At 67.7% G+C, this 5,151-nt stretch carries 5 protein-coding genes; 4 read left to right on the plus strand and 1 reads right to left on the minus strand.

Annotated features, from left to right (window positions below; all coding sequences use genetic code 11):
- Nucleotides 1–873, plus strand: an 873-nt coding sequence (locus NBW84_RS03690; protein WP_250281710.1) for an ABC transporter ATP-binding protein, incomplete at its 5' end; no start/stop codon positions are given.
- The gene (locus NBW84_RS03695; RefSeq protein WP_250281712.1) at nt 870–1,634 is read left to right on the plus strand and encodes an ABC transporter ATP-binding protein; all 765 of its coding nucleotides are present in this window, start codon (nt 870–872) and stop codon (nt 1,632–1,634) included. The genes NBW84_RS03690 and NBW84_RS03695, both read left to right, overlap by 4 nt.
- 136 nt (nt 1,635–1,770) lie before the next feature.
- On the opposite strand, the gene NBW84_RS03700 is transcribed toward NBW84_RS03695, so the two are convergent.
- On the minus strand, nt 1,771–2,511 hold the full coding sequence (locus tag NBW84_RS03700) for an SDR family NAD(P)-dependent oxidoreductase (RefSeq protein ID WP_250281715.1): 741 nt from the start codon (nt 2,509–2,511) through the stop codon (nt 1,771–1,773).
- Nucleotides 2,512–3,260: 749 nt separating this feature from the next.
- Between NBW84_RS03700 and NBW84_RS03705 the strand changes: the two genes are divergently transcribed.
- Both NBW84_RS03705 and NBW84_RS03710 read left to right on the plus strand, forming a co-directional pair.
- Nucleotides 3,261–4,469, plus strand: coding sequence for a cytochrome P450 (locus NBW84_RS03705; protein ID WP_250281717.1), 1,209 nt, complete (start codon nt 3,261–3,263; stop codon nt 4,467–4,469).
- A gap of 206 nt (nt 4,470–4,675) precedes the next feature.
- Complete coding sequence (locus NBW84_RS03710) at nt 4,676–4,885, plus strand: ferredoxin (protein WP_250281718.1); 210 nt, start codon at nt 4,676–4,678, stop codon at nt 4,883–4,885.
- Nucleotides 4,886–5,151: the final 266 nt, after the last annotated feature.

Here is a 5,151-nt window from a genome sequence, read left to right on the forward strand (position 1 = left end):
CGCGTGAACGGCGCCCGCGGCGGCTCCGGTGCCAGCGCCGCTGCCGCCGCCAGCACGCGCCCCAGGGCCGCCGCCGGCACGCTCGCGGTACGCGGGCTCGGGGTGCGCTTCGGCGGCCTGGTGGCCGTGGACGGCGTCTCCCTCGAAGCCCGGACCGGACAGATCACCGGTCTGATCGGCCCGAACGGGGCCGGCAAGACCACGACCCTGAACGCCTGCTCGGGAGTGCTCCGACCGACGAACGGAAAGATCTCCTTCGGCGGCCACGACATCTCCCGGCGGGGCCAGGCCGTTCGGGCCCGGCTCGGCATCGGCCGCACGTTCCAGCAGATGGAGCTGTTCGACTCGATGACCGTGCGGGAGAACGTCGCGCTGGGAGCGGAGGGCGGCTTCGCCGGGGCCAGCCCGCTCAGCCACTTCCTGAGCTCGGGCAGGCAACGAAACCTCGTCAGGCAGCGCGCCGAGGAGGCCATCCGGCTCTGCGAGCTGGAGGATGTCGCGGAATCGCTCGCCGGGGCCCTGTCGACGGGGCTGCGCCGGCGGGTCGAGCTGGCCCGCGGCCTGGCCGGGCCGTTCCGCGTCCTCCTGCTCGACGAACCGTCGTCCGGCCTCGACCGGGCGGAAACCAGCCGGTTCGGCGAGACCCTCCAGCGCGTCGTGCGGGACCGGGGAATCGGCATCCTGCTCGTGGAGCACGACATGGCGCTCGTCAACGAGATATGCGACCACATCCACGTCCTGGACTTCGGTAGACCCGTCTTCGACGGGACGCCCGACGAGGTGATGGCGTCCCCGCTCGTGCGGGCCGCCTATCTCGGGGGCGACGCCGTCGAGACCGTCGCACGGCAGCCCGTGAGGGAAGTGGTGTCATGACAACACGGACGAACAGTGCCACCACCGCGGGCGACACGAAGCCGTATGCCCTCTCGCTGCGGGCGGTGCAGTCGGGTTACGGCCGGTCGACGGTGTTACGCGTGGTCGACCTCGACGTACCGGCAGGCGGGGTGGTCGCCCTGCTCGGTGCCAACGGCGCGGGAAAGACAACGCTGCTGCGCACCGCGGCGGGTCTGAACAGGCTCCAGCACGGCCGCGTATCGATCGGCGGCGTCGACCATTCGGGCACTCCGCCGTATGCGCGCACCCGCGCCGGCCTGTGCCTCATCCCCGAGGGGCGGGGAATCTTCCGGTCGTTGTCCGTGCGGCAGAACCTTCGCCTCCAGCGGCCACCGTGGCTTCCGGAAACCAGGCCCGACCGGGCGCTGGAGGCTTTCCCGGCACTGCGGCAGCGGCTCGACGACACCGCCGGCACGCTCTCCGGCGGGCAGCAGCAGATGCTCGCGCTGTGCCGGGCCTACCTGTCGGATCCACAGGTCATCCTGGTGGACGAGGTCTCCATGGGCCTGGCACCGAGGATCATCGACGAGATCTTCGTGTCGCTGCGACAGCTGGCCGCGAGCGGGGTGTCGCTGGTCATCGTCGAGCAGTACGTGGAACGCGCGGTCGAGTTCGCCGACGCCGTCGTCGTGCTGCGGCGCGGAAAAGTGGTGTTCGACGGGACGCCGGACACGCTGGACCACGACGCGCTCGTCAACAGCTACCTCGGCTCAGGGGATCCCGTGGCCGACCGGTCATAGGGACCGGCCCCCGGCGCCACTGGACCATACCCGGTCCGGGTGGCGCCGGGGGCCGGCGGTGTGCCCGGCGGATATGTCCGGCGGACGTATCGACGTGACGCCCCGACGCGGTGACCAGAACCGATCGGAGAACCGGTCAGAGAGTGGTGTAACCACCGTCGATCAGGATCATGTCACCGGTGATGAACGACGACTCGTCACTCGCCAGGAAGACGGCCAGCCGGCCCACCTCGGTGGGGGTCCCGTATCGCCCCAGCGGCGTCGCCCTGACCACGCCCTCGATGAGCTCCGGCGGGAGGCTGTCGGTGATCTGCGTCCGGATCGGCCCGGGGCAGATCGCGTTGACGCGGATGTTCCGGCTTGCGTACTCCGCCGCCGCGGTCTTCGTCAGCATGGCCACGGCACCCTTTGCCGCGCAGTACGCGGGCATTCCCGGGAAAGCGACCATCGCGGCCATCGACGCCGTGTTCACGATCACTCCCCCACCGTTCTCAAGTAACTTGGGGATGGCGTAGCGCATACCGAGGAACACCCCTCGCCCGTTCACACCGAAGACGCGGTCGAACTCCTCCTCCGGATAGTCACCGGTGTGGGCCACCGCCCCGTCGATACCCGCGTTGTTACAGAGGACGTCGAGCTTGCCGAAGTGGGAGACGGCCGCATCCAGCATGTTCCGGACGTCCTGCCCCCTCGACACGTCGGCGTGCACCGCGTAGCAGTCGCTCCCGAGCCGCTTGGCGACCTCCTCCTGCTGGCCCGAGATATCGACGGCGACGACCCTGGCCCCTTCCTTCACGAACTCCTCGGCAATACCGGTGCCGATTCCCGAGCCCGCCCCGGTGACGACAGCAACCTTCCCTTCGAGCCGCCCAGCCACGTCTCTCCCCTTTCCAAGATCCATGCTATCGGACGATCATTCATCCCGATCCTAGGCCCGACCAGAACAAAAAACAATGGTTTGTTCCGCTCCTTTCCCCTGCCCGAGGAACACGGATCAGCACCCGCCACGACAGCGACACGCGTCGAGCCGGGCGGTCACGGCGGCCTACCGGACAACCGGGCCACCGGGCATTGCGCCAGCACACCCGCGCACGCCCGGCCACCGGCTTTCCCGCGCCCTTGACAGCGGCGGCCAAAGCCTGGAGCGCGATCCGCTACCAGCCTTCTACCTGTGATTATATCTCATAGCAACATCTCGATTACGCTTGACTGTGACCTACTTGACAGGTCAAGTAGCGCCTGTTATGTTCATAAAAACAAACGTATGTTTGTATCGCATCGAAAGGCGACCGCACCAAAAGACAGCAAAAAGACGGGAGGTACCCGGACGGTACGTCAGCCTGTACGGGCGCAGGATGGTGCGCCCACAGAAATCCTGATGTCGAACACCGGTGCCCGGGCGGCGCAGCCACCCGCAACAGGTCGGGCCGTGAGGCATCCGGCTCGATTCCCCGCCGCCACCGTGACAGTGAAGCGGCGCATTCAGGCCGTCAGCGTCCTGGCCCACGAGCGCATATCGGCCGCGGTTGGCGCCGACCGGCACCCGCCAGCATGCCGTTCCCCGGCCACGGGAAACCCGCCCCTTACCCACGCGACCCGAGCCATACGTTTAATGGAGGTGCTCTTGTGACCACGAGCGAAGGGTTCCGGAGGGACATCTTCTCCGACTTCGACATCGAGGACCCGGAGTTCAACGACCGCTTCTACGAGGTCCTCGACGAGTTCGTGGACAGGTGCCCGGTCACCCGCAGCAATGTCGGGAACGGGTACTGGCTGATCAACCGCTACCAGGATGTCAAGCGCGCCGGCCAGGACTGGCGGACCTTCAGCAGCGCCAAGGGCTTCGAGCCCAACCGTGACCCGGAACGCCCCTACCTGATGCCGGAGGAGTCGGATCCGCCCCGGCACAACCTCTGGCGGAACGCGCTGAACCCCTACTTCTCCCCGGACGCGATCAGCGCCTTCGAGGACTCCATCCGGACGGAGGCCGTCACCCTCATCGACGCTTTCATCGACAGGGGTGAATGCGAGTACATCAAGGAGTTCTCGTCGGTGCTGCCCGGCTCGGCGATGTTCAAGAACCTGCTGGGCCTGCCCACCGACGACGTCCCCATGCTCATCAAGCACATGGACGCGGGCTTCTACGGGCCCAAGGAGGAACGCACCGAGAACCTGACCAGGGCATTCGTCCACCTCGGCGAGTACCTGGGCCGCCGGGCCAAGGAGCCGCCGCGCGGCGACGTGGTGGACGTGATCGCGGCGGGTGTCGAATACGAGAACGGCGAGCCGTCCCCCTGGCAGGACCGGGTCTCCATCATCACCGACCTCGCGCTCGGCGGCATCGTGACCGCGACGTTCGTCATGTCGGGTGCGATGTCCCACCTCGCCACCCACCCCGAGGACCGCAAGGCGCTGGCGAACGACCCGAGCCTGATCCCCCAGGCGGCCGAGGAGTTCGTCCGGTACTTCCCACCGGTGGTCGCGCTCGGCCGGTCCGTGACCACGGATGTCGAGATAGGCGGGCACCACTTCAAGGAAGGCGACTTCATCCTCCTGAACTACGCGTCGGCGTCACGGGACCCGAAGGCCCTGGACAGCCCCAGGGAGTGCAACATCTTCCGGGAGCGCATCCCCCACTCGGCCTTCGGCGTCGGTGTCCACCGCTGCATCGGTGCCCACCTGGCACGCCTGGAGATCAAGGTCGCCCTCGAGGAGTTCCTCCGCCGTATTCCCGAGTTCAGCCTGAAGCCCGGCACCCGGCCCGAGTACGAGACCGGGATTCTCCGCAGCATGAAGAAGCTCCACCTGGAGTTCCCGACACGGCGCGGCGCATAACCGGGAGCCCACGGTGCCACCGGGCGGCGGGCGCGGGCCAACGTTGTTTCGTCACCGTGCCCGCTCCCGTGCCGCTCCCGTGCCCGCGCGGGTCACGACGTCCGGGGGCGACGGCCGTCCAGGGCGTGGCCTGCCCTCCTCGGCCGCGGGGACCGCTGACGGTGGCGGCACGAACACCACGAGACCGCTGAACGAGTGAACGATGGATGGTGACGACCGTGAAGGTCAGCGTCGACAACAGCAAATGTGAGGCACATGGCCAGTGCAACATGATCGACGAACAGATATTCACTCTCGACGACCAGGGCTACAGCAACATCGGCAAGGACAGACCAGTGCCCGAGGGATTAGAGGACAACGCCGATCAGGGCGTGTACAACTGTCCCGTGAACGCACTGTTCATCGACCGTTCGTAGCCGCACCGACCGCTGGTTCCACCGACCGGCCGTAGCTCGCCGCCGGGGATCCGGCCGGGCCCGCTCCGACGCGCCATGGGAGACACCGGCCATGATCGGCGCGAGTCTGCTGCCGTGTACGCTTTTTGGCCGCGTCAGTATGCGCAGCGGCGAACTCGCGCCGATCTTCTTCTGCGTTCTGCGTTCTGCGTCCAGCGGCCGGCGACCAGCATTCATCGACACGCGCCGCCGTTCGCGGAGATGTGTATGGCTGCCTGAGCGGCGCG

It is taken from the genome of Protofrankia sp. CiP1_Cm_nod2, from assembly GCF_920664355.1.
In the GTDB taxonomy this organism is placed as follows: Bacteria; Actinomycetota; Actinomycetes; order Frankiales; family Frankiaceae; genus Protofrankia.

Coding starts and splice junctions, on each gene's coding strand:
- NBW84_RS03695 (WP_250281712.1), top strand. CDS start 870: ATGACAACACGGACGAACAGTGCCACCACCGCGGGCGACACGAAGCCG.
- NBW84_RS03710 (WP_250281718.1), top strand. CDS start 4,676: ATGGTGACGACCGTGAAGGTCAGCGTCGACAACAGCAAATGTGAGGCA.